Source organism: Microbacterium saccharophilum (assembly GCF_007992455.1).
Lineage (GTDB): Bacteria > Actinomycetota > Actinomycetes > Actinomycetales > Microbacteriaceae > Microbacterium > Microbacterium saccharophilum.
Window position 1 is genome coordinate 72,527 of sequence record NZ_BKAH01000008.1, and the last position, 22,294, is coordinate 94,820.

The 22,294-nt window shown below is 70.3% G+C and carries 22 protein-coding genes; 15 read left to right on the plus strand and 7 right to left on the minus strand.

Going from position 1 to position 22,294, the window contains the following annotated elements:
- Positions 1 to 36: 36 nt before the first annotated feature.
- Together MSA03_RS09630 and MSA03_RS09635 are read left to right on the plus strand one after the other, a co-directional pair.
- Entirely contained in the window at positions 37 to 531 is a 495-nt protein-coding gene (locus MSA03_RS09630; protein WP_028495856.1) for a hypothetical protein, read from the plus strand.
- 36 nt (positions 532 to 567) lie between these two features.
- Positions 568 to 1,560 (plus strand): PHP domain-containing protein, encoded by a 993-nt coding sequence (locus MSA03_RS09635; RefSeq protein ID WP_147050756.1) that lies wholly within the window; start codon positions 568 to 570, stop codon positions 1,558 to 1,560.
- A 79-nt stretch (positions 1,561 to 1,639) separates the two neighbouring features.
- Here MSA03_RS09635 and MSA03_RS09640 read toward each other — a convergent pair whose 3' ends face one another.
- Genes MSA03_RS09640 through MSA03_RS09650 form a run of 3 tightly spaced genes read right to left on the minus strand, consistent with a single transcriptional unit; the run spans position 1,640 to position 3,864 of the window.
- Positions 1,640 to 2,557 (minus strand): 5'-3' exonuclease, encoded by a 918-nt coding sequence (locus MSA03_RS09640; RefSeq protein WP_147050758.1) that lies wholly within the window; start codon positions 2,555 to 2,557, stop codon positions 1,640 to 1,642.
- 33 nt (positions 2,558 to 2,590) lie between these two features.
- Positions 2,591 to 3,289: a hypothetical protein gene (locus tag MSA03_RS09645; RefSeq protein ID WP_147050760.1), complete on the minus strand. Its 699-nt coding sequence runs from the start codon at positions 3,287 to 3,289 to the stop codon at positions 2,591 to 2,593.
- 32 nt (positions 3,290 to 3,321) lie between these two features.
- The gene (locus MSA03_RS09650) at positions 3,322 to 3,864 is read right to left on the minus strand and encodes a hypothetical protein (RefSeq protein WP_147050763.1); all 543 of its coding nucleotides are present in this window, start codon (positions 3,862 to 3,864) and stop codon (positions 3,322 to 3,324) included.
- Between the two features lie 490 nt (positions 3,865 to 4,354).
- Between MSA03_RS09650 and MSA03_RS09655 the strand changes: the two genes are divergently transcribed.
- Positions 4,355 to 4,795, plus strand: a complete 441-nt coding sequence (locus tag MSA03_RS09655) for a YchJ family protein (RefSeq protein WP_147050765.1) — start codon at positions 4,355 to 4,357, stop codon at positions 4,793 to 4,795.
- Here MSA03_RS09655 and MSA03_RS09660 read toward each other — a convergent pair.
- Positions 4,792 to 5,013, minus strand: a complete 222-nt coding sequence (locus MSA03_RS09660) for a DUF1653 domain-containing protein (protein ID WP_147050767.1) — start codon at positions 5,011 to 5,013, stop codon at positions 4,792 to 4,794. The two genes, MSA03_RS09655 and MSA03_RS09660, sit on opposite strands and share 4 nt — an antisense overlap.
- 216 nt (positions 5,014 to 5,229) lie before the next feature.
- On the opposite strand from MSA03_RS09660, the gene rpsA reads away from it, so the two are divergent.
- The 3 genes from rpsA (at position 5,230) to MSA03_RS09675 (ending at position 9,611) form a co-directional block, all read left to right on the plus strand.
- The gene (rpsA, locus tag MSA03_RS09665) at positions 5,230 to 6,684 is read left to right on the plus strand and encodes a 30S ribosomal protein S1 (protein WP_028495850.1); all 1,455 of its coding nucleotides are present in this window, start codon (positions 5,230 to 5,232) and stop codon (positions 6,682 to 6,684) included.
- Positions 6,685 to 6,795: 111 nt separating this feature from the next.
- The gene (locus MSA03_RS09670) at positions 6,796 to 8,439 is read left to right on the plus strand and encodes a sensor histidine kinase (RefSeq protein ID WP_147050769.1); all 1,644 of its coding nucleotides are present in this window, start codon (positions 6,796 to 6,798) and stop codon (positions 8,437 to 8,439) included.
- On the plus strand, positions 8,439 to 9,611 hold the full coding sequence (locus MSA03_RS09675) for a nucleotidyl cyclase domain-containing protein (protein ID WP_147050771.1): 1,173 nt from the start codon (positions 8,439 to 8,441) through the stop codon (positions 9,609 to 9,611). The genes MSA03_RS09670 and MSA03_RS09675 overlap by 1 nt, the downstream gene beginning before the upstream one ends.
- On the opposite strand, the gene MSA03_RS09680 is transcribed toward MSA03_RS09675, so the two are convergent.
- A complete protein-coding gene (locus MSA03_RS09680; protein WP_051526180.1) occupies positions 9,586 to 9,990 on the minus strand; it encodes a response regulator transcription factor in 405 nt (134 codons plus the stop codon). The genes MSA03_RS09675 and MSA03_RS09680 overlap by 26 nt on opposite strands.
- Positions 9,991 to 10,139: 149 nt before the next feature.
- Here MSA03_RS09680 and coaE point away from each other — a divergent pair, with 149 nt between their 5' ends.
- Complete coding sequence (gene coaE / locus MSA03_RS09685; protein ID WP_147050775.1) at positions 10,140 to 10,769, plus strand: dephospho-CoA kinase; 630 nt, start codon at positions 10,140 to 10,142, stop codon at positions 10,767 to 10,769.
- On the opposite strand, the gene MSA03_RS09690 is transcribed toward coaE, so the two are convergent.
- A complete protein-coding gene (locus MSA03_RS09690; RefSeq protein WP_147050777.1) occupies positions 10,736 to 11,338 on the minus strand; it encodes a DUF4126 domain-containing protein in 603 nt (200 codons plus the stop codon). The two genes, coaE and MSA03_RS09690, sit on opposite strands and share 34 nt — an antisense overlap.
- Before the next feature lie 78 nt (positions 11,339 to 11,416).
- On the opposite strand from MSA03_RS09690, the gene uvrB reads away from it, so the two are divergent.
- A complete protein-coding gene (gene uvrB, locus MSA03_RS09695) occupies positions 11,417 to 13,486 on the plus strand; it encodes an excinuclease ABC subunit UvrB (protein WP_028495847.1) in 2,070 nt (689 codons plus the stop codon).
- Between the two features lie 16 nt (positions 13,487 to 13,502).
- Complete coding sequence (locus tag MSA03_RS09700; protein ID WP_147050778.1) at positions 13,503 to 13,925, plus strand: VOC family protein; 423 nt, start codon at positions 13,503 to 13,505, stop codon at positions 13,923 to 13,925.
- Between the two features lie 7 nt (positions 13,926 to 13,932).
- On the opposite strand, the gene MSA03_RS09705 is transcribed toward MSA03_RS09700, so the two are convergent.
- Positions 13,933 to 14,169 carry a hypothetical protein gene (locus MSA03_RS09705; RefSeq protein ID WP_028495845.1) on the minus strand — a complete coding sequence of 79 codons (237 nt, stop codon included), beginning with the start codon at positions 14,167 to 14,169 and terminating at the stop codon, positions 13,933 to 13,935.
- A 38-nt stretch (positions 14,170 to 14,207) separates the two neighbouring features.
- Here MSA03_RS09705 and MSA03_RS09710 point away from each other — a divergent pair, with 38 nt between their 5' ends.
- From MSA03_RS09710 to MSA03_RS09735, 6 genes are all read left to right on the plus strand, one after another.
- Positions 14,208 to 14,645, plus strand: a complete 438-nt coding sequence (locus MSA03_RS09710; RefSeq protein WP_147050780.1) for a MarR family winged helix-turn-helix transcriptional regulator — start codon at positions 14,208 to 14,210, stop codon at positions 14,643 to 14,645.
- A gap of 77 nt (positions 14,646 to 14,722) precedes the next feature.
- Entirely contained in the window at positions 14,723 to 17,608 is a 2,886-nt protein-coding gene (gene uvrA / locus MSA03_RS09715) for an excinuclease ABC subunit UvrA (RefSeq protein WP_028495843.1), read from the plus strand.
- Between the two features lies 1 nt (position 17,609).
- On the plus strand, positions 17,610 to 19,511 hold the full coding sequence (gene uvrC / locus MSA03_RS09720) for an excinuclease ABC subunit UvrC (protein WP_147050782.1): 1,902 nt from the start codon (positions 17,610 to 17,612) through the stop codon (positions 19,509 to 19,511).
- Positions 19,512 to 19,535: 24 nt separating this feature from the next.
- Positions 19,536 to 20,417: an RNase adapter RapZ gene (gene rapZ / locus MSA03_RS09725; RefSeq protein ID WP_028495841.1), complete on the plus strand. Its 882-nt coding sequence runs from the start codon at positions 19,536 to 19,538 to the stop codon at positions 20,415 to 20,417.
- Positions 20,418 to 20,458: 41 nt separating this feature from the next.
- Positions 20,459 to 21,436, plus strand: a complete 978-nt coding sequence (gene whiA, locus MSA03_RS09730; protein WP_028495840.1) for a DNA-binding protein WhiA — start codon at positions 20,459 to 20,461, stop codon at positions 21,434 to 21,436.
- 144 nt (positions 21,437 to 21,580) lie between these two features.
- Positions 21,581 to 22,207, plus strand: a complete 627-nt coding sequence (locus tag MSA03_RS09735; protein WP_147050784.1) for a superoxide dismutase — start codon at positions 21,581 to 21,583, stop codon at positions 22,205 to 22,207.
- The last annotated feature ends 87 nt before the right edge of the window (positions 22,208 to 22,294 follow it).

A 22,294-nucleotide genomic window follows, 5' to 3' on the forward strand; every position in this document is an offset into this window, starting at 1 on the left:
GGCATCACAAGGCATCGCCGAGAGGACACCCCCCACATGTCAGAAGCAGCAGTCGGCACGGCCGACACCATCGAGTCGCCCCAGAAGAAGGCCGGCCTCGTCAAGGTCGTCGGCATCCTCGGCATCCTGGGCGGACTCGCCCTCATCATCGTCGGCATCGTCGTGTGGGTCATGGTCTCCAGCCAGCTCCGCGCCGAGAACATCACCGTTCCGGACGACGCGATGGCGTTCCAGGGCCAGACGGTCGCCGGCCCCTTCACCGCCTTCGTGCAGGCCGACATCATCCAGCACCACGCCCTGTCCGCATCCGAGGGCAAGACGTACGCCGAGCTCGAGCAGGACGACCCGGTGCGCGCCACGATGATGAACGCGTCGTTCCTCCGGGCCTCGCTGTTCACGTCGGTCGTGTCCTTCGGTGTCGCGGCCTTCGCGATCGGCATCGGCATCCTGTCGATCCTCTTCGGGTGGGCCATCCATCGCCTCGCGTCGATCCCGGTCGTCGTCCGTCGATCGACGGTCACCACCGCCTGACCCGGCAGGGCCCGCGCGAGCGGGCCCTTTCCGCGTATGCACCCCGTCGATGCGCTCAACGAGATCGCCACGCTCCTGGAGCGTGAGCGATCCTCGCGCTACAAGTCGAAGGCGTTCCGCGCCGCATCCGACGCCATCGCGGGTCTGAGCGAGGCAGAACTGAGGGATTCCGCGGCACTCCGGCGGCGAAAGGGCATCGGCGACTCGACGTTCGCGGTGATCCAGCAGGCGCTCGCGGGTGAGGTGCCCGACTACCTGGCCGAGCTCCGCGCCCGGAACGAGCCGGCCACGACCTCGCGGCTGCGGAGCCTGCTGCGCGGCGATCTGCACGCGCACTCCGAATGGTCCGACGGTCTCACGCCCATCGATCTCATGGTCGACGCGGCGCGCGCCCTGGGGCACGAGTATCTCGCCCTCACCGACCACTCGCCGCGTCTCACGGTCGCGCGAGGGCTGTCCCCGGAGCGGCTCCGCGAGCAGCTCCAGGTCGTCGCGGGATTCCGCGGGGACGGCTTCACGCTGCTGTCGGGCATCGAGGTCGACATCCTCGACGACGGCGCGCTCGACCAGGAGGAGGGCCTGCTCGCCGAGCTGGATGTCGTCGTGGCATCCGCGCATTCGAAGCTGCGGATGGAGCACGGCCCGATGACGCGGCGTCTCGTCGCGGCGGTGTCGAACCGGCATGTCGACGTCCTGGGGCACGTGACCGGGCGGCTCATCCGCGGGTCGCGCGGTGAGCGCCCGCCGTCGACGTTCGATGCGCGGGCCGTGTTCGCCGCGTGCGCGGCGCATGGCGTCGCGGTCGAGATCAACTCACGGCCGGAGCGCGAGGATCCGCCGGACGAGCTGATCGCGATCGCGCTCGCGGAGGGGTGCCTGTTCTCGATCGATTCCGACGCGCATGCCCCGGGCCAACTGTCCCTCCTCGATTACGGGGCGGTCCGGGCGGAGGCGGCCGGTGTCCCGCCGGAGCGCATCGTGACGACGTGGCCGCTCGCGCGCCTGCGGGAGTGGACGGCGCGCGGCTGAGCCGGCGGCGCGGGTGGGTCACGCGCGGTCGGGCGCGCGCGGGCGCGGTCGAGGGCGGTCAGGCGCGGTCGGCAGGCGGTCAGGCGCGCGCGGCGAGCGCGGCCTGTGCGCGCGTCGCGGAGGAGCCGAGCGCCCACTTCGCCGCGAGCGGGGCGACCGTGTCGTCGTCGGGCGCCGTGATGCGGCCGTCCACGTGGCCGAGGTCGAGGTCGCGCACGACCTGCACCACCGCCGGCGCGACGGCGAGATAGTCGTCGGCGGCGAGGATCTTCGCGCGGATGCCGGCCGTCAGCCCTGCCCCCTCCTGGGCGGCAGCGATGATGCCGGCGAGGTCGCCGTGCGTCGCGAGCAGGCTCGCGCCGGTCTTCTCGCCGATGCCCGCGACGCCGGGGAGGCCGTCGGAGGGGTCGCCGCGCAGGGCGGCGAAATCCGCGTACTGCGAGGGCAGGATGCCGTACTTCGCCACGACGGTCGCGTCGGTCAGCACTTCGAGGTTGCTCATCCCGCGCCCGGTGTAGATGACGCGCACGTCGCTCGCGTCGTCGACGAGCTGGAACAGGTCGCGATCGCCCGTGACGACGTCGACCGGCCGGGACGACTGCGTCGCGAGGCTCCCGATGATGTCATCCGCTTCGTGGTCGGCGCGTCCGATGATCGGGATGCCGAAGGTCTCCAGGGCCTCCCGGATGACGGGGATCTGCACCTCGAGCGGATCGGGGACGATCTCGACGTCGGGGGCACCCTCGACGACGACCGCGACGCGGTGCGTCTTGTAGCTCGGGATGAGGTCGACCCGCCACTGCGGCCGCCAGTCATCGTCCCAGCAGGCGATGAGGTGGGTCGGCTCGTAGGTCGTGACCAGTTTCGCGATCATGTCGAGCAGGCCGCGGGCGGCGTTGACGGGGCGGCCGTCGGGCGCCTTGACGGTGTCGGGGACGCCGTAGAACGCGCGGAAGTAGAGGCTCGCGGTGTCGAGCAGCATGAGGCGGTCGGTCACGGCCTCATCCTGGCATGCGCGGACGACACCCCGTCAGCAGCCCGGCCCGCCGGGGTCTTCGACGCAGGTGCGTTCGACGAGGGCCGTGCGCACCTCGAGCACGTCGACGGCGTAGGCACCCGTGGACAGCTCGAGGATGCCGGGGACGGCCGCCCAGCCGTTGCCGAAGTCGACGGCAGCGGAGTAGCGGACGGCGGCGTGCGCCGTGAACGTGCCGCGGGATCCGTACGCGTGGCTGGTGGCCGTCGCGCTGAACTGCGGCTGCCCGAGCTCCTCCCACGTCGCACCGCCCGTCGGCGCTTCGCGCGCCGTGCCGTCCCCGTGCACGAACAGGTACGAGACCGGTGTGAACCGGACGCTGACCGGCAGGTCGAAGAGCTCGCCCGTCACGGTGTGCGTGTCGGCGTCGACGACGAAGTTCGCCGGCATCCCCACGATCGCCACGCCGGTCGGCTGTCCTGTCAGCGGCGGCGCCTGCGGCGCGAACGAGGCGAGGTCGTTGAGCGTGACCTCCCGGAGGAGCTCGACCTCGTAGAGGATGTCGCAGCGGTCGAGCGGATCGGTGCAACCGGGGTTGATGGGTACGGAAGTCGAGGGAGGCTGGCGCCCGTTGCCCTCCAGGGGATCCCGGCCAGGCCTCGTTTGCGATGCGCCAATCGTGACTTCAGTGCCCGTGTTCTCGACGGGGCAAGCGGTCCACGCGGATTCGGCACCGCAGGCTGAAGCGGCCATGGGCGCGATTGCCAATTGGAGGATCAGGGCGGCTACATGCCACATAGTGCGCTCTCGATCGCGTCGCTGTCGGTGATCACTAACCCGCTGGCTGTGTTTGCGTGGCCGAATGTGACCTGCAACGGCTGTCGGTCTAGCCGGTCCTCAGGAACAACGGAGTTTTGGTCCGCGTCGAGCACATCGACTTGGGTTACGTCTAGGCAGAGCTCTAGGACGACATCATGGCCGCGGGCGCTCTTGAGTGTTGCTTGGTCAAAGTTGGTCGGACCGTTAACCGTCCATCCGTTCGCATGCATTTCGGAGAACGTCTTCTTCGATGACTCAAGGGAGTCCGCAGCAAGCCACGCGTACACTGGCTCGAACGTCTCCGGGTCGGAGAGGTCCACCTGGTTGAGGGCATCCACGTAGGCGCGATAGGTCTCCTCCGCCGCGGCGAACGCTTCCTCCTCCGACGCGAACCCCGTCGGCGACGGGCTCGGCTGGGGCCCCGGCGCCGGCGTGCAGGCGGTCGTCAGCGCGAGCGCCACGGCCGCAACGGCCCAAACGCCCGCCATCCGGCGGCCTCGGACGAACATGTGCCCCACGTTAGCCATCCGCGTCTGCACCTTCGAGGGTTCTCCACAACCTGGGCGGCGGTACGCAGATGCACGGGGCGGGGGAGGAGGCCCCGGTCGTCGCCAGCATGCCTCGCCCGGACACCCGTCCGCGCCGATGTGCGGGTGCGCGGCCTTGTGACTCGCACTTTGGCGCGGGTGAACGACCGTCCCGGAATTCATCCGCGCCGAACTGCGGGTGATATCGCGCCGCACCCACTCTTTGGCGCGGGTGAACGCGCCGTGAGAAGGCGGTCCAGGCGTGACCGTTCATCCGCGCCGATGTGTGGGTGCGCGGCCGCGTGACTCGCACTTTGGCGCAGGTGAACCAGCGTCCCGGACTTCATCCGCGCCGAACTGCGGGTCGTTGCCCGCGACACCCGCGATTCGGCGCGGGTGAACCACTGCCCGAGGTCGGCATGCGGCAGCCGCGACACACGCGGCTCGGCTACCGTCGACACCGGAGGTGCGCATGTCATTCGGAGCAGCCGCGTCGCGCCGGGGCGACCGTCCGCCGGCGAGCTCGCCGTGCCCGTGCGGGGGCGGCGCCTTCGGCGCCTGCTGCGGTCCCGTGCTCGCCGGAACCCCGGCATCCACGGCGGAGGCGCTCATGCGCTCGCGCTACTCCGCCTTCGCGCTCCGCGACGCCGGTCACCTCGCGGCGACATGGCATCCGTCGACGCGCCCCGCCGACCTGACGCTCGACGACGTCACGCGATGGGAGCGCCTCGAGATCCTCGGCACGGAGGCCGGCCGGCCCACCGACACGCGCGGCACCGTCGAGTTCCGTGCGCACTGGGTCGACGACCGGGGCGGCCGGGGCATCCTCCACGAGACAAGCCGGTTCGTCTTCCAGCGTGAGCGCTGGTGGTACCTCGACGGGTACCTCGACGGCGCGGTCGACGACGGCTAGGCCGTGGCGTCCTCCCGCACGAACCGCGGGCCCCGGTAGCCGTCGCGGTCCACTTCCTCGGACCACATCGCGAGCGGCCGCACCCACAACGACGGCTCGCCGTGCAGCGGACGGTAGACGACGAGCGGCTCCTCGGTCTCGCTGTGCCGCGCCACGCCGATGACCTCGTAGCGGGCGCCCTTGAAGTGTCGGTACACGCCCGGCTGCAGCTCATCCACGGGTTCAGCGTAATGAGCGGGCCGGAGCCGCCCCGCTTCCGCATGGGCGAGCCCGGATTCTGGTACCCTGGACTGTCACTCGTGTGGCTCTTTCGCCATGCGCTGGTGACATCGCAATCAAACTCCAACCGCTTCGGCTCGAGGCATCCGCTCGCTTTCGGATGCCGTCGACGGCGTGAAGCCCGACACCCCAACCCAACAAGGACAACCCACTACATGACTACCGCAACGACCGCCCCGGCCATCAAGCAGGTCGCCATCAACGACATCGGATCTGCTGAGGACTTCCTGGCCGCGGTCGAAAAGACCCTGAAGTTCTTCAACGACGGAGACCTCATCGAAGGCACCGTCGTGAAGATCGACCGCGACGAGGTCCTCCTCGACGTCGGCTACAAGACCGAGGGTGTCATCCCCTCGCGTGAGCTTTCCATCAAGCACGACGTCGACCCCAACGAGGTCGTCAAGGTCGGCGACGAGGTCGAAGCCCTCGTTCTCCAGAAGGAGGACAAGGAAGGCCGCCTCATCCTCTCCAAGAAGCGCGCGCAGTACGAGCGTGCCTGGGGAGACGTCGAGAAGATCAAGGAGAACGACGGCGTCGTCACCGGTTCGGTCATCGAGGTCGTCAAGGGCGGCCTCATCGTCGACATCGGCCTCCGCGGCTTCCTCCCGGCCTCGCTCATCGAGCTGCGCCGCGTCCGCGACCTCACGCCGTACCTCGGCCAGGAGATCGAGGCCAAGATCCTCGAGCTGGACAAGAACCGCAACAACGTCGTGCTCTCGCGCCGCGCCCTGCTCGAGCAGACGCAGTCCGAGTCGCGCACCACGTTCCTGAACAACCTGCACAAGGGCCAGGTCCGTAAGGGTGTCGTGTCGTCGATCGTCAACTTCGGCGCGTTCGTGGACCTCGGCGGCGTGGACGGCCTCGTGCACGTCTCCGAGCTGTCCTGGAAGCACATCGAGCACGCGTCCGAGGTCGTCGAGGTCGGCCAGGAGGTCACCGTCGAGATCCTCGAGGTGGACCTCGACCGCGAGCGCGTCTCCCTGTCGCTGAAGGCGACGCAGGAGGACCCGTGGCAGGTCTTCGCCCGCACCCACGCGATCGGCCAGGTCGCCCCGGGCAAGGTCACCAAGCTCGTTCCGTTCGGCGCGTTCGTGCGCGTCGCGGACGGCATCGAGGGCCTCGTGCACATCTCGGAGCTCTCCGGCAAGCACGTCGAGCTCGCCGAGCAGGTCGTGTCGGTCGGCGAAGAGGTCTTCGTCAAGATCATCGACATCGACCTCGAGCGTCGCCGCATCTCGCTGTCGCTCAAGCAGGCCAACGAGTCGGTCGACCCCAACGGCACCGAGTTCGACCCGGCCCTCTACGGCATGGCGACGGAGTACGACGAGAACGGGGAGTACAAGTACCCCGAGGGCTTCGACCCCGAGACCAACGCCTGGAAGGAAGGCTCCGACGAGGCCCGCGAGAAGTGGGAGGCCGAGTACGCGGCTGCCCAGGGTCGCTGGGAGGCGCACAAGGCTGCCGTCACCAAGGCCCTCGAGGCCGAGGCTGCCGCTCCCGCCGAGTCCTCCTCGAGCTCGAGCTCGTTCTCCTCGGACAGCAGCGCCGGCGGCACCCTCGCCGACGACGAGGCGCTCGCGGCTCTGCGCGAGAAGCTCTCGGGTCGTTGATCCACGCTCTACCCTGAGCACAGAAAGGGCCGGAACCTTCGGGTTCCGGCCCTTTCCGCATCCCCGGCGCCGGTGGCGCGGAGCGGCGCCGGACCGCGATAGCGTCGACGCATGACCGCTCGCGCTCCGTGGACCCTGGGCGCCGGCGCGGATGACCGAACGCGCGAGCGCGCCACCGGGATCAACCAGCTCCTCATGGGCCTCGTCGCCCTCGTCGCCACCGTGGTGATGGCCCTGAGCAACGCCATCCTCGACGTGGACCTGCTCATCGCGGGGGTCGTCGTCGTCTTCATCGCCACCGGCATCGCGGTCGCGGTTCCGTGGAACAGACTGCCCCCGCTCGCCAGCACGGCGCTGCCCGCGATCGACACCGTCGCGATCACGCTGCTCGAGATGTCCAGCCCCACCTCCGGGTTCTCGCTGCTGTGGGTCTTCCCGGCGCTGTGGCTGGCCTCCTCGTTCGGTCTCCTCGGGATGATCGCGGGAAGCGCGGCGGTCAGCTCGGCGTTCTGGGCCACCGCGATCCTGGTGCCGAGTCCGCACTTCCGCCCCACCATGGTGCTCCTGCCGCTCGCGATGACGGCCATCGCGTTCGCCGGGTACCTGACCTCCCGCCGCTCGACTGCGCAGCGCGTCCTCCTCAGCAAGCAGGGCGAGGCGCTCAAGCGCACCCTCGATCGCGCACGACGGCAGGAGGTGCTCGTGACGGAAGTGCTGGATGCCGTCGACTTCGGCGTCGTGCGCATCGACGCCGACGGCACGACCCCCGTGGCCAACGACGCGCACGCGCGCCTGCAGGGCGTCGCCGGCGGCGACCCGGTCTCGGCGCGGAAGCTCTACAGCGCCGACGGCGTCAGCCCGCTCGAGGAGGACGACGAGCCCATCGTCCGGGCCGCGCAGGGCGAGACCTTCGAGTCCGAGCTCATCTGGTACGGCGCGCCCGGCACGCGGCGACGCGCGTTGAGTGTCACGGCACGCCGCCTGCGCGGGGCGACCCCGGACGCCGACGGCGCCCTCGTCGTCTCCCGCGACGTCACCGCCGAGGTGATGGCCCTCCGGGCCCGCGAAGACCTCATCGCATCCGTGTCGCACGAGCTGCGGACGCCCCTGACCTCGATCCTCGGCTACCTGGATCTGGCGCTGGACCGCGACGACCTGCCGGCCCCGGCGCGGACGAACCTCGAGGTCGTCGAGCGCAACGCGAACCGGCTGCTGACCATCGTCTCCGACATCCTCGCCGCCTCCGCCGATGCCCGCGGCGGTGTCGCGCTGAGCTTCCACCGCGAGCAGACCGACCTTACGGCCATCGTGCACGCTGCCGTCGAAGGGATCCAGGCGTCCGCCCGCGCCCGCGGTCTCACGATCGACACCGCCGAGGTCGAGCAGGTGTCGGCGTGGGTCGACCCGGTGCGCATCCGGCAGGTCGTGGACAATCTCCTGAGCAACGCCGTCAAGTACCACCGCGACGGCGGCAGCATCGGCATCAGCCTCACCGCCGACATCGACGACGGGTGGATCGTCGTCCGCGACGACGGTCCCGGCATCCCCGCCGACGAGCTGCCGATGCTGTTCGACCGGTTCTACCGTGCGGATGCCGTCCGCAACACGTCGACGCACGGCAGCGGGCTGGGCTTGGCGATCAGCCAGGAGATCGTCCGCAAGCAGGGCGGCGACGTCACGGTGCGCAGCGGGGAAGGCGAGGGGAGCGCGTTCACCGTCCGCATCCCGCTGCGCAAGAGAAGAAGGAGCGCCTGATGGGACTCGATGCTTTCAGCGTCTCGGTCGTGACGGCGGTCGTCGTCCTCGTGGCGGGGACGCTGTTCCTGCTGGAGACCTTCCTCCGCAAGGCCGAGATGGTCGGCCGGATCTGGGCGCTCAGCTTCCTCGCCGGGATGCTGACGTCGGTGGCGTACATGATGTGGGCGCTCGACCCCGACTCCATCTGGCCGATCGCGCTCGGCAACGCCGCGTTCGTGAGCTCTGCCGGATGCATGTGGCTGGGATGCCGTCGCTTCAACGAGCGACACATCCCGGTCGCGGCCTCCGCGGTCGCCGGCGGCGCCGTCCTCACCCTCGCGGCGGCCCTGCTCGACGCGGCCGCGGGCGACTGGGCCGGGGCGTTCGTCATGTTCCTCCTCATCGCCCTGTTCGCCGGCCTCGGGGCGGGGGAGTCGTTCAGCGGCGAGATGCGGCGCAACCGCAACGCGATCGGCCTCGCGCTCATCCTCGCGGCGGAGAGCATCTACTACATCGCCCGCACCATCGTGTTCGTGACGCAGGGACCGGAGAGTGCGCTGTTCCGCACGTGGTTCAGCACGGAGTCCACGAGCATCGTCACCGTCGTGCTCACGATCGTCGCGCTGCTGACGACGTCGATCCTGCGCGCCGGGCTCGCGGGCGTCCGCGGCGTGAGCATCACCTCCGACCTGCAGCGCACCGACGACGGCGTGCTCCGCGCCGACTCGTTCGCCCGGCTGTTCGATGAACTCGTCCTGCGGGCCCAGGAGCGCGGCGAGACCGTCGGTGTCGTCTCCGTCCGCGTCGACGATCTCCCGCAGATCACGACGGCGTTCGGGCGCGGCGAGGCGGATGCCGTCGCGACGGCGTGGCGGCAGGCGACGCGCCGTGCCGCGCCGACGCAGTCCTTCGTCGGCGAGGACGGCAACGGCGGGCTGGCCGTGGCGCTGCTGCCGTCGTCGTCGTCCGAGGCGCGCTACATCGCCACCGCGGTGCGCGATGCCGTCTTCGACGGTGTCCGCGAAGCGGAGCTGAGCGTCCTGCCGGTCGTCACCGTGGGCACCGCCATCGCCTCACGCGCCGGCATCACGACGGAGGGTCTCATCGCCGCCGCCCGCGCCACGGCAGGGGAGACCGGGACGGATGTCGTCGACGTCGACGACGTCACGCCGTCTGCGAGCGGCCGCTAGCCTCGTCGGTCACCCGCGGACGCTGCAGCATCGCCTCGATCCGCGCGCGCAGTTCGCGGGGGCGGAACGGCTTCGTCACGTAGTCGTCGGCGCCGGCGCGCATGCCCCGCAGCGCGTCGATCTGCTCGGAGCGCGCGCTGACCATGATGATGTAGGTCGAGCTGACCGCGCGGATGCGTCGCGCCGCCTCGAAGCCGTCCATCCCGGGCATGCTGACATCGAGTGTCGTCACGACGGGATCCAGTTCCTCGCAGAGGGCCACACCCTCCTCGCCGCTGCTCGCGGCGTGCACGACGAACCCTCCGCCGCCCAGGACCTCGGCGAGAAGGGAGCGGATGTCCGCATCGTCTTCGACGACGACGGCGACGCGCTTCTCCACGTACTCATCCTCCAGGACGCCACGACCGGGGGGTGGGGTGGTGTCGTGGGTGATGCTATCCCACGACACCGGTAGGCGGGACCAGGCATGCCACGTCCGGCGGATCCGGCGACGGATCGGTCGGGCCGCGCGCATGGCACGATGAAGCCATGGCCCTCGTCGCTCTCACCGGCGGAATCGCATCCGGGAAGTCCACCATCGCCCGTCGTCTCGCCGAGCACGGCGCCGTGATCGTGGACGCCGACCAGATCGTGCGGGAGGTGCAGGCGCCCGGGTCGCCCGTCCTCGACGAGATCGCCGCGCAGTTCGGCTCCGCCGTCATCGGGCCGGACGGCTCGCTGGACCGTGCGGCTCTGGGCGGCCTCGTGTTCGCCGACGCCGCGGCGCGTGCCCGGCTCAACGCGATCGTCCACCCCGCCGTGCGCCGCGAGTCCGCGCGCCGGTTCGCCGAGGCGCTGGCCACCGACCCGGATGCGGTCGTCGTGTACGACGTGCCGCTGCTCGTGGAGGCGCGTGTCGAGGACCCGTGGGAGCTCATCGTCGTGGCGCACGCGCCGGCGGACCTGCGGCGTCGCCGGCTCGTCGAGCTGCGGGGCCTCACAGAGGCCGACGCCGCCGCCCGCATCGCCGCCCAGGTCGACGACGCGGCGCGACTCGCCGTCGCCGACGTCGTCATCGACACGGCGGGCAGCCTGGAGGACACCCTCGCGCAGACCGATGCGCTGTGGGAGCGCCTCCGCCCCGCTCAGGCCGACGGCGCGGCGTCGCGGTCCCTCTGACGGCGCCGTCGGCGCAGCAGGAGCACCGCGCCCACGACGAGCGCGATCAGCAGGATGCCGGCGATCACCGGCGCGAAGATCGCCGCCGCGGCGAGGGCGAGCGAGGAGACGTCCTCCGCCGTGGAGACGGCGGGAGCGGCGAGCCCGAGGGTCGCCGCGTTGGCGACGGGGCGGACGGTCGCCTTCACGAGATGCACCCCGAGCGCGATGGCGATGCCGACGGCGATGGGTATCCAGCCGTTGCCGGCGAACAGGGTCGAGGGGTCCTCGATGCGGAGGGTCTCCGCGCTCGAGCCCGCACCGAAGACGATGCCGCCCGCGGCGGGGCGGATGGCGGTCTGCAGGACGTCGTTGACCGAGTCGACGGCGGGGATCTTGTCCGCGACGATCTCGACGACCAGGAGCACCCCGGTGATCCACAGGGCGACATCGCTGGAGAGCCACGACCACCCGGCGGGGAGGTCGACGCCCGTGACGAACCGGTCCACGATCCCGAGCAGGAACAGCGGCATCCACGCGTTGAGGCCGGCCGCGGCGGCGAGGCCCGACCCGACGAGGAACTCCAGCACGCCCCCAGCGTACGCGCGCGCGGGTCGCCCACCGCGAACACCCGCCCGACTGTCGCAGGCCGCGCCTACGCTGGATGGATGCAGACCACGAGATCCGTGCGCCCTTTCGAGGTCGTGAGCGAATACATGCCCAGTGGCGATCAGCCGCAGGCGATCGCCGAGCTCGCGGCGCGCATCAATGCGGGTGAGACCGACGTCGTGCTCCTGGGAGCAACCGGAACGGGCAAGTCCGCGACGACGGCCTGGCTCATCGAGCAGGTGCAGCGGCCGACGCTCGTCCTGGCGCACAACAAGACCCTTGCGGCGCAGCTCGCGAACGAGTTCCGCGACCTCATGCCGCACAACGCCGTCGAGTACTTCGTCAGCTACTACGACTACTACCAGCCGGAGGCGTACGTCCCGCAGACCGACACCTTCATCGAGAAGGACTCCTCGGTCAACGCCGAAGTGGAGCGGCTGCGGCATTCCACGACGAACTCGCTGCTGAGCCGCCGCGACGTCGTCGTGGTGAGCACGGTCTCCTGCATCTACGGCCTCGGCGCGCCGGAGGAGTATCTCCGCGCCATGGTGGCCCTCCAGGTGGGGGAGCGGTACGACCGCGACGCCCTCATCCGCAAGTTCATCGCGATGCAGTACAACCGCAACGACGTCGACTTCTCGCGCGGCAACTTCCGCGTCCGCGGCGACACGATCGAGATCATCCCGGTGTACGAGGAGTACGCCGTGCGCATCGAGCTGTTCGGCGACGAGATCGAGGCGCTGTACATGCTGCATCCGCTCACCGGCGACATCGTGCAGAAGCTCGACAGCGTGCCCATCTTCCCGGCATCCCACTACGTCGCCGGCACCGAGACGGTGCAGCGCGCCATCGGGACCATCGAGCACGAGCTGGAGCAGCGGCTGAAGGAGCTGGAGGGGCAGGGAAAGCTCCTCGAGGCGCAGCGCCTGCGGATGCGGACGACGTTCGACCTCGAGATGCTGCAGCAGCTCGGGTTCTGCTCCGGCATCGAGAACTATTCGCGTCACCTCGACGGCCGGATGCCGGGGGAGCCGCCGCACACGCTGCTGGACTTCTTCCCCGACGACTTTCTGATGGTGATCGACGAGTCCCACGTCACGGTCCCACAGATCGGGGCGATGTACGAGGGCGACGCCTCGCGCAAGCGCACGCTCGTCGAGCACGGCTTCCGACTGCCCAGCGCGCTGGACAACCGCCCGCTGCGCTTCGACGAGTTCAAGAACCGCATCGGGCAGACCGTGTACCTCTCCGCCACCCCGGGCCGGTACGAGATGGGCATCGCGGACGGCGTGGTCGAGCAGATCATCCGCCCGACCGGCCTCGTCGACCCGGAGATCATCGTCAAGCCCTCCAAAGGCCAGATCGACGACCTGCTCGAGGAGATCCGGATCCGCGTCGAGAAGGACGAGCGCGTGCTCGTGACGACCCTCACGAAGAAGATGGCGGAGGAGCTCACCGACTTCCTCGGCGAGCACGGCGTGCGGGTGCGGTACCTGCACTCCGACGTCGACACCCTCCGCCGGGTCGAGCTGCTCACCGAGCTGCGCTCCGGCGTCTACGACGTGCTCGTCGGCATCAACCTCCTCCGGGAGGGCCTCGACCTCCCGGAGGTGTCGCTCGTCGCCATCCTCGACGCCGACAAGGAGGGCTTCCTCCGCTCCGGCACGTCGCTGATCCAGACGATCGGCCGCGCGGCGCGCAACGTGTCCGGTCAGGTCCACATGTACGCCGACAACATGACCGACTCCATGCGCAAGGCGATCGACGAGACCGACCGTCGCCGCGAGAAGCAGGTCGCGTACAACCTCGCGAACGGCATCGACCCGCAGCCGCTGCGGAAGAAGATCGCCGACATCACCGACGTCCTCGCCCGCGAGGCATCCGACACCGCCGAGCTGCTGTCCCGGAAGAACAAATCCGGTAAGGGGAAGTCGCCGACGCCGCAGCTGCGCAGGGAGGGCATCGCCGCCGAGGGCGCGAACCAGCTGGAGGCGACGATCGGCGACCTCTCCAACCAGATGCTGGCCGCCGCGGCGGAGCTGAAGTTCGAGCTCGCCGCACGCCTGCGCGACGAGGTGCAGGATCTCAAGAAGGAGCTGCGCGCCATGGAGCGCGCCGGCCACGCCTGACCCAGGGAGCCCGCCGATGCAGCAGCGCATCAGTCTCATCACGCTCGGCGTCGCCGACCTCGAACGGGCGGTCGCCTTCTACCGGGCGCTCGGCTGGGAGCCGCACGCGGCGTCGGTGCCCGGCGAGGTCGCGTTCTACCAGGCCGGCGGTATGGCGCTGGCGCTGTGGTCGCGCGCCGCGCTCGCGGAGGACTCCCGTGTCACGGACTGCGGCGGGTGGGGCGGCGTGACGCTCGCGCACAACGTCGCCGGACCGGCGGAGGTGGATGCCGTGCTGCGCGCGGCGCGCGACGCGGGCGGCGTGATCGGAAGGGACGGCGCACCCACGGCGTGGGGCGGCTACTCCGGCGTCTTCCTCGATCCCGACGGGCACCCGTGGGAGGTCGCCGTGAACCCGGCGTGGCCGCTCGCGGCGGACGGGTCGGTGCGGCTGGGCTGAAGCCGGGTCACGGGCAGGTCATGAGCGGCTTGGGGCCGGACCGGTCGAAGGAATGCGCCGACATGGGGTGGCCGCAGAGCGGGCAGGCGCGCTCGGTGCGCACGGGCTCCGGCTCGGTGTCGTAGGGGCCGACGGAGGCGGGGCCGGCGATCTTGATGAGCCGCATGTTCAGGTACGCGTACCATCCGCCCGCCTCGCGCACGCGCGTCCGCAGCGGTCGGGGATCGGATTCGTTTCGCGCCATGATGTTTAGTGTACTAAGCGATTCGCTACACTGACCGCATGGATCCGCGGGATGATCTGCTGAAGCTGGAGAACCAGCTCTGCTTCGCCATCGTGACGGCGGCGCGCAACGTCGTGTCGATCTACCGGCCCGTCCTGGAGCCGCTCGGGCTCACCCACCCGCAGTACCTCGTGATGCTCGCCCTGTGGGAGAGCGCACCCCGCTCGCTCGGCGAACTGGCCGACGAACTCGCGATGGAGCCGGCCACCCTCTCGCCCCTCGTCAAGCGCCTGGAGGCGCAGGGGCGGGTCACGCGGACCCGGCGCGCCGCCGACGAGCGCGTGCTCGAGATCGCCCTGACCGCGGAGGGACGGGCGCTCCGGGAGCGCGCCCTGGACGTGCCGGGGCAGGTCATGGCGCGGACCGGACTGGACCCGGCTGCGCTCGCCCGGCTGCGGGACGGCCTCGCGCCGTTCGCCGGAGCGGTCCGGGTCTGACGCCGCCCCGGGTCGCGGCGGCATCGCCGAGAGCGAAGTCGGAACCCCGTGTCGGAGGGCCGACCTAGACTTGACCGGTGCCCATCGTCCCCGTCGCCAGCCCCTCGAAGCTCACCGTCCGCGGTGCCCGCGTCCACAATCTCCGCAACGTCGACCTGGACATTCCGCGTGACGCCCTGGTCGTGTTCACGGGTCTCTCCGGCTCCGGCAAGTCGAGCCTCGCGTTCGACACGATCTTCGCGGAGGGTCAGCGCCGCTACGTCGAGTCGCTGAGCTCGTATGCGCGGCAGTTCCTCGGTCAGGTCGACCGTCCCGACGTGGACTTCATCGAGGGGCTGAGCCCCGCGGTGTCCATCGACCAGAAGTCGACGAACCGCAACCCCCGGTCGACCGTCGGCACGATCACCGAGATCCACGACTACATGCGCCTGCTGTGGGCGCGCATCGGCATCCCGCACTGCCCGGAGTGCGGCGAGCAGATCCAGCGCCAGACCGTCCAGCAGATCGCCGACCAGCTCATGGAGCTCCCGGAGCGCACGCGCTACCAGATCGTCGCGCCCGTCGTCTCGCAGAAGAAGGGCGAGTTCGTCGACCTCTTCAAGGAACTGTCCGCGAAGGGCTACGCCCGCGCCGTCGTCGACGGCGACCTCGTCCAGCTCGCCGAGCCGCCCGCCCTGAAGAAGAGCTACAAGCACGACATCGCGGTCGTGGTCGACCGTCTCGTCGCGGCTCCCGACATCCTCAGCCGCGTGACCGACTCGGTCGAGACGGCGCTGGGCCTCGCCGGCGGCGTCATGCAGGTCAACTTCGTGGACGAGGAGGGCGACGACGCGTGGCAGAGCTTCAGCGAGAAGCTCGCCTGCCCCAATGGGCATGCCCTGCAGCTGACCGAGATCGAGCCGCGCACCTTCTCGTTCAACGCGCCCTTCGGCGCATGCCCCGCCTGTTCCGGCCTCGGCACCCGCATGTCCGTCGACACGGATCTCATGCTCGGCGATGAGGACCTCTCGATCAACGAGGGCGTCATCATCCCCTGGACGACGCAGGGCAAGGGGCTCTACCAGTACTACGAGCGTCTCCTCGCGGGCCTGGCGGACGATCTCGGGTTCTCCCTCGACACCCCGTGGCGCGAGCTCAGCGCGGACGCGAAGAACGCGGTGCTGCGCGGCGAGAACTTCAAGGTCACCGTCAAGTGGCGCAACCGCTACGGCCGGGAGATGCGGTACACCTCCGGGTTCGAAGGCGTCGTGCCGTACATCGAGCGGCAGTACACCCAGGCCGAATCCGACACGCAGCGCCAGCGCTGGGCGGAGTACCTCCGCGAGGTGCCCTGCCCGGTCTGCAACGGCGACCGGCTCAAGCCCGAGGTCCTCGCCGTGCTCGTGCACGGTCACTCCATCGCCGATGCCTCGCGGCTCAGCCTCGGGGAGGCGCAGGAGTACTTCGCGAAGCTCGAACTCACCGACCGCGAAGCCCAGATCGCGGCCGCCGTGCTGCGGGAGATCCGCGCCCGCCTCGACTTCCTCATCCAGGTGGGCCTGAACTACCTGAGCCTCAGCCGGTCCGCGGGCTCGCTCTCCGGCGGCGAGGCCCAGCGCATCCGCCTGGCCACCCAGATCGGGTCTGGCCTGACCGGCGTCCTGTACGTGCTCGACGAGCCGTCGATCGGCCTGCACCAGCGTGACAACCGACGTCTCATCGAGACGCTCCTCAAGCTCAAGGGGCTCGGCAACACCCTCATCGTCGTCGAGCACGACGAGGAGACGATCCACGCGGCCGACTGGGTCGTCGACATCGGCCCCCGCGCGGGCGTCGACGGCGGACGCGTCGTGCACTCCGGGCCGCTCTCCTCGCTCCTCGAGGACCGTGACTCCCTCACGGGTGCGTACCTCAGCGGCCGCCGCGCCATCCCGACGCCGGCCCGTCGGCGCAAGGTGGACAAGAGCCGCCAGGTCACGGTCGTGGGCGCCCGGGAGAACAACCTGCAGAACGTCACCGTCGACTTCCCGCTCGGCGTGCTGACGGCCGTCACGGGCGTCAGCGGATCGGGCAAGTCCTCGCTCGTCAACGGCATCCTGTACGAAGTGCTCGCCACCCGCCTCAACGGCGCGCGCCGGGTCGCCGGCAAGCACACGCGCGTCACGGGCCTCGACAACCTCGACAAGGTCGTGCACGTCGACCAGGCGCCGATCGGCCGCACCCCGCGGTCGAACCCCGCCACGTACACGGGCGTGTTCGACCGCGTCCGCACCCTCTTCAGCGAGACGCCCGAGGCCAAGGCGCGCGGGTACCAGCCCGGCCGCTTCAGCTTCAACGTCAAGGGCGGCCGGTGCGAGGCCTGCTCGGGCGACGGCACCATCAAGATCGAGATGAACTTCCTGCCCGACGTCTACGTCGACTGCGAGGTCTGCCACGGGCAGCGCTACAACCGCGACACCCTGGCCGTGCACTACAAGGGCAAGAACATCGCCGAGGTGCTCGACATGCCGATCGCGGAGGCCGCGGAGTTCTTCGAGCCCATTCAGGCGATCCACCGCTACCTGAAGACCCTCGTCGACGTGGGCCTGGGCTACGTGCGGCTCGGGCAGTCGGCGACGACGCTCTCCGGCGGCGAGGCGCAGCGCGTCAAGCTCGCCACCGAGCTGCAGCGCCGCTCGAACGGGCGCAGCATCTACGTCCTCGACGAGCCGACCACGGGTCTGCACTTCGAGGACGTGAGCCTGCTGCTCGGCGTGCTGAACGGGCTCGTAGACAAGGGCAACACCGTCATCGTCATCGAGCACAACCTCGACGTCATCAAGTCCGCGGACTGGGTCATCGACATGGGACCCGAAGGCGGCGCCGGCGGCGGGCAGGTCGTCGCGACCGGCACCCCCGAGCGGGTCGCGTCGATCCCGGGCAGCCACACTGGCATGTTCCTCGCCGAGCTCCTGGGAGTCGAAGCGGCGCGCAAGGCCGGCTGACGTGGCATCACCGCTGTCCTACAAGCCGCGGCCGGGGGAGATCCCGACCAATCCCGGCGTCTACCGGTTCCGCGACGCCGACGGCCGGGTGCTGTACGTCGGGAAGGCGAAGAACCTGCGCGCGCGGCTGTCGAACTACTTCGCCCCGCTGCACACGCTGCACGAGCGCACCCGCCGGATGGTCACGACGGCGAGCTCTGTGGAGTGGACCGTCGTCGACAGCGACGTGGACTCGCTCCAGCTGGAGTACATGTGGATCAAGGAATTCGATCCGCCGTTCAACGTCCGCTACAAGGACGACAAGTCCTACCCGTACATGGCGATCACGCTCGCCGACGAGGCGCCCCGCGTCATCGTCACGCGCAACCGGAAGATCCGCGGCGCGAAGTACTTCGGCCCGTACCCGAAGGTGTGGGCCGTGCACGACACGATCGACCTCATGATCAAGGTCTTCCCGATCCGCACGTGCAGCGACGCGTCCTACAAGAAGGCGATGGCCACTGGGAGGCCGTGCTTCCCGGGGCAGATCGGCCGGTGCGGCGGGCCCTGCTCGATGAAGGTGACCGTCGAGGAGCATCGCGCGATCGTCGACGACTTCGTCGCCTTCATGTCCGGCGGGGATCAGCGCTTCACGAAGGCGCTCACCAAGCGGATGAACGAGGCGTCGGCGGCGATGGACTACGAGTCCGCGGCGCTCTACCGCGACCGGCTGCAGGCGATCGACGCGGTCCTGAACCGCAGCGCGCTCGTCCTCGCCTCCGACACCGACGCCGACCTGTTCGGCATCGCCGAGGACGAGCTGTCCGCGGCCGTGCAGCACTTCGTCATCCGCGGCGGACGCGTGCGCGGCGTGCGCGCCACGACGATCGACAAGGAGCTCGACATCTCCGGCGCCGACCTCGTCGATCAGGTGCTGCAGCGCACGTACGGGGAGGCGTCCGCCGCCGACATCCCGCGCCAGGTGCTCGTCCCCGTCCTGCCCGAGGACGAGGCCGAGCTCGAGCAGTGGCTGTGCGAGCGCCGCGGCAAGCGGGTGAGCATCCAGGTGGCCCAGCGCGGGCGCAAGGCCGACCTCATGCGGACCGCGACCCTCAACGCGAAGCAGGCGCTCATGCTGCACAAGACGCGCCGCACGAGCGACTACACGGCCCGCTCGCAGGCGCTCACCGACCTGCAGGAGGCGCTGGGGCTGGAGGAGGCGCCGCTGCGCATCGAGTGCTTCGACGTCTCCCACCTCAGCGGCACCAACGTCGTGGCATCCATGGTGGTGTTCGAGGACGGGCTCCCGCGCAAGGACCAGTACCGGTCGTTCGGCGTCGCGGAGACCACCGACGACACCGATTCGATGTACCAGGTGCTGCGGCGCCGGCTCGCCTACCTCGACCGCCCGGAGGAGGACGAGGAGGAGCGCCCCGCCGATCCGATGGCCGACGGCGAGGTCGTGACGACCCGGCGCAAGCCGCGGTTCGCCTACCGGCCGCAGCTCCTCGTGGTCGACGGCGGGCAGCCGCAGGTCGAGGCCGCCGCCCGGGCGCTGTCGGATGCCGGTCACACCGAGGTCGCCCTGTGCGGCATCGCCAAGCGCCTCGAGGAGGTGTGGCTGCCGGGGGAGGAGTACCCCGTCATCCTGCCGCGCACCTCGGAGGCCCTCTACCTCCTGCAGCGACTGCGCGACGAGGCGCACCGCTTCGCGATCACGCACCAGCGCAAGCGCCGCCGCCGAGACATCACCTCGGTGCTCAGCGAGGTGCCGGGCCTGGGAGATGCGCGCATCAAGGCGCTGCTGCGGCATTTCGGCTCCGTCGCGGCGCTGAAGGCCGCCACGACGGAGGAGATCGAGGCGCTGCCCGGCGTCGGCCCGAAGCTCGCAGCGACGATCCACCAGCATCTGTCCGCCGGGTAGGCTGGACCCGGAGGAACTGGGGCGATGAGCACGGGTGACGAAGCGGCTGTCGGCGAGGTGCTGATCGTCACGGGCATGTCGGGTGCCGGCCGGACCACCGCCGCGAACGCCCTGGAAGACCTGGGCTGGTACGTCGTGGACAACCTGCCGCCGCAGATGCTGCGACCGCTCATGGACCTCACCGGCCTCGCCGTCGGCGCGCTGCCGAAGATCGCCGCCGTCGTGGACGTGCGCGGGCGCGACCTGTTCGCCCAGCTGCCGGAGATCACGCGGGCGCTGCGCGACGGCCGGCACCTGCGGGTGCTGTTCCTGGATGCTGCCGACGACGTCCTCGTCCGCCGCTTCGAGTCGGTGCGCCGCCCGCACCCGCTGCAGGGGGACGGGACGATCCTGGAGGGCATCAGGCGGGAGCGCGCGCGGCTCGCCCCCATCCGCGAGAGCGCCGATCTCATCGTCGACACGTCGCGCGACAACGTCCACCAGCTCGCGACGCGCATCATCGAGGCGTTCAGCGAAGAGGGCGCCGCGCGGCACACCGTGACCGTCATGAGCTTCGGATTCAAGTACGGCCTGCCGCCCGACGTCGACCTCGTCGCCGACATGCGCTTCCTGCCGAACCCGTTCTGGATCCCGGAGCTGAAGGCCCTCACCGGCGAGGACGAGGCCGTGCGCGACTACGTCCTCGCCCAGGAGGGGGCCCGCGAGTTCATCGACGCCTACGCCGTGGCGCTGCGCCCCGTCCTGGAGGGCTACCAGCGCGAGAACAAGCGCCAGTCCGTCGTGGCGATCGGCTGCACGGGCGGCAAGCACCGCTCCGTCGTGACGGCGCGCGAACTCGCCGAGCGCCTCGGTCAGGTGCCCGGTGTGGCCGTGCGGGTGAAACACCGCGACCTGGGTCGCGAGTAGGCTGGACCTTCGTCCCCGAACCCCCGAAGCGAAGGATCGCCGTGCCGTTGACCGCTGACGTGAAGAGCGAGCTCGCAGCCGTTCGCGACGCTCGACCCACGGCCCGGGTCGCCGAACTGACGGCGCTCCTGCGCTTCTCCGGCGGACTGCACTCCATCGCCGGACGCGTCGCCGTCGAGGCGGAGGTCGAGACCGAACCGCTGGCCCGCCGGGTGGCGCGCGACCTCATGGAGATCTACGGGGTCCGCCCCGAGCTGCACCGCGTGCAGGCGTCCGGCGGACGCGCCGGCGGGCACTTCGCCGTCCGCGTCATCGAAGGCGGGGAGACCCTCGCGCGCCAGACCGGCCTCCTCGACCAGCGCCGGCGTCCGGTGCGCGGCCTCCCCAACAAGCTCACGACGGGCGCGCGCCCCGACCTCGCCGCAGTGTGGCGCGGCGCGTTCCTCGCGGCCGGATCGCTGTCCGAGCCCGGACGCAGCGCCGCCCTGGAGATCTCCTGCCCGTCCGGCGAGGCCGCGATGGCCCTCGTCGGAGCCGCCCATCGCCTCGGCATCGCCGCGAAGGCCCGCGAAGTGCGCGGCGTCCCGCGCGTCGTCGTCCGAGACGGGGAGGCCATCCGCCTCGCCCTCTCCGCGATGGGCGCCGCCCGCACCGCGGCGTCCTGGGAGGAGCTGCGTCAGCGGCGCGAAGTGCGCGCGGGCGTCAACCGCCTCGTCAACTTCGACGACGCCAACCTGCGCCGCTCCGCGCAGGCCGCCGTCGCCGCCTGCGCGCGCGTGGAGCGGGCGCTGGAGATCCTCGCGGACGAGGTCCCCGATCACCTCAAGCAGGCCGGCGAGCTGCGCCTCGCGCACCGCGACGCGAGCCTCGACGAGCTCGGCCACCACGCCGACCCGCCGCTGACGAAGGACGCCGTGGCCGGCCGCATCCGCCGTCTCCTCGCGATGGCCGACAAGAAGGCCGCCGTCGACGGCATCCCGGACACCGAGTCCGCCGTCCCCGCCGGCTTCGAGGACTGACGCCCCGCGCCGGGCTGCCGTCCGCCCCGTCGCGTTACACCCCGTCATCGGGGGAAGCAACCCGATGCCCGCGACGTTGCCAGTCAATAGGATGACAACGTCCCCCGCCGCGATCCGTCGCGGCGCAGATAGGAAGAAGAGATCATGGCGAAGTACACCCTCCCCGAACTCACCTACGACTACGCGGCGCTCGAGCCCAGCATCAGCGGCACCATCATGGAGCTGCACCACTCCAAGCACCACCAGGCGTACGTCACCGGCGCGAACACGGCGCTGGACCAGCTCGCCGAAGCGCGCGACAAGGGCGACTTCGCGTACGTGAACAAGCTCGAGAAGGACCTCGCGTTCAACCTCGGCGGCCACACCAACCACTCGATCTTCTGGACGAACCTCTCGCCCAACGGCGGCGACAAGCCGACCGGCGAGCTCGAGGCCGCCATCGCCGACCACTTCGGCTCGTTCGACAAGTTCCAGGCGCACTTCACCGCGGCCGCCCTCGGCGTGCAGGGCTCCGGCTGGGCGGGGCTCTTCTGGGACTCCATCGGCCAGAACCTCATCATCCAGCAGTTCTTCGACCAGCAGTCGCAGTTCGCCGCCGGCACCGTCCCGCTGCTTCTCCTGGACGTCTGGGAGCACGCGTACTACCTCGACTACAAGAACGTCCGCGCCGACTACGTGAAGGCGTTCTGGAACATCGCCGACTGGGCCAACGTGCAGACCCGCTTTGACACGGCCCGCCAGAAGACCGAGGGCCTCCTGGTACTGTCATGATCATGGAGGCTGCCCCTGCGGGGGGCCCGCCTGGACGCCGTTGTCCATTGATTGAAACCGCAACAACCGCGCATGAGCGCACGACAA